General features: G+C 48.6%; 2 protein-coding genes. Both read right to left on the bottom strand.

Annotated features, from left to right (window positions below; all coding sequences use genetic code 11):
• The coding region (locus tag JZU62_RS08920; protein WP_295013983.1) for an HAD-IC family P-type ATPase at positions 1–1,021 on the bottom strand (1,021 nt) is incomplete at its 3' end.
• Between the two features lie 3 nt (positions 1,022–1,024).
• A partial coding sequence (gene amrS / locus JZU62_RS08915; RefSeq protein ID WP_295013980.1) for an AmmeMemoRadiSam system radical SAM enzyme occupies positions 1,025–1,855 on the bottom strand: 831 nt, incomplete at its 5' end.

Here is a 1,855-nt window from a genome sequence, read left to right as displayed (position 1 = left end):
CCTCATCCCATGCGGCTACCTCCATCTTGTTTTGGGTGATGGTTCCTGTTTTATCGGTAGCGATCACCGTTACCGCCCCTAGATTCTCGATTACGGAGAGTCCGTTGACCAAAAACCCCTTCGATGCCATCCGCTGAGCGCCGAATGCCAATGCCAGCGTCACCGTCGGTAAAAGCCCCTCAGGGATCAGCGCGACCAAAACACCGAGGGCAAACAAAAAGGTTTTCCAAATCTCATTCTCACCCAATCCCGACAAAGCGATCAGACTCCCCGCAATCAGCGTAGAGGTTAATGCGACCACCTTTGAGATATGGGCTATCTCTTTGTTCAGATGGCTCTCCCCCGCATCCACCCGCTGTGTCAATGCGGCAATGGTTCCGTATCGACTCTCTTTTCCCGTCGCGAAAACCAATCCTTGTGCTTCCCCTTTGACCACATACGTCCCGGAATAGAGGATATTTTTGGGATGGTCGCTCCCAATCACATCGGCGGAGACAAGCTCGCTCTCACCGCTCAGGGCACTCTCATTGACCCATACATCGAGGGCATGGATCAGATACATATCGGCGGGAACCTTGTCCCCCTCATGCAAGATAACGATATCACCCGCTACCAGCTCTTCGGCAACAATCACCCGCTCTGCTCCCGCTCTACGCACACTCACTTTGAGCGGGAGCATATTTCGCAGTGCCTCCAAACTTTTTTCGGTTCGGTACTCCTGATAAAAACCGAATCCTCCGTTTAGGACAATGACGATAACGATTGCCCACCCGATAGGGAGCATATTGGAAGCGGGGTCGATATGGGCGATCACAAAACTAATAACAGCGGCAGCCCACAACAACAGGGCAAAAAAATGGGTGAATTGCTCAGCTAATTTTCTGTACCACGGTGCGGTAGGGATGGTAGTAAGGGTATTACGACCGTGCCGAAGTTCTCTTTTTGCCGCCTCTTCATCGCTTAACCCCTCTTCTGAGGAATCGTATGCTGAAAATAGTTCTGAGGGGGTTGTTATTTTCATAGATTAGTGCCAAATCCCTTCGATAGAGGTACCGCAATAGGGGCACGTATTCAAATTTTCGAGACGGTTGGTGACGTATTGTCCGATATGACCTTGACGCTCTATAACCATTTTATGACAGCTCGGACAATAGGTCGATTCGCGTGACACATCATCGATATTTCCGACATAGACGTATTTCAATCCCGCCTCTTTTCCGATTTCATAAGCACGTCTAAGCGTTGAAGCAGGGGTTCGGGGGATATTCGTCATCTTGTACATCGGATGAAAGGCACTGATATGCCACGGCATCGAGGGATCAACCGAGGCTTGAAACTCTGCAATGGAGCGTATCTCCTCCTCCGAATCATTGAGTCCAGGGATCAGGAGGGTTGTTGTCTCGATCCATATCCCTTTGCTATGGGCGTATTCGATAGTGTCTAACATGGGCTTGAAGGATGCTCCGCAAATATCTTTGTAAAACGACTGACTATATGATTTAATATCAATATTCATCCCGTCCAAATACGGTGCTATCGTATCAATCGATTTGTGGGTCTCATAACCACTGGTGACGTAGATATTTTTCAATCCCGCTTCGTGAGCGAGTTTAGCGGTGTCATAGGTATACTCGAAAAAAACGACCGGCTCATTGTAGGTGTAGGCGATGCTTTTGCATCCGTGTTCGAGTGCCAAGGCTACGGCATCTTTAGGTGAGAGGGGACGTCCGATGATTTCATGATGATGTTCTTTTGGGTATTGGGAGATATCTGCGTTTTGACAAAATTTGCATGAGAAATTGCACCCGATGGTACCGAACGAAAAAACGCTCGTATCGGGTAAAAAATGAAACAT

The organism is Sulfuricurvum sp. (genome assembly GCF_019163035.1).
Classification (GTDB): domain Bacteria; phylum Campylobacterota; class Campylobacteria; order Campylobacterales; family Sulfurimonadaceae; genus Sulfuricurvum.
The sequence above is the reverse complement of the archived record's forward strand: the minus strand, read 5'-3'. Positions and strand labels throughout refer to the sequence as shown.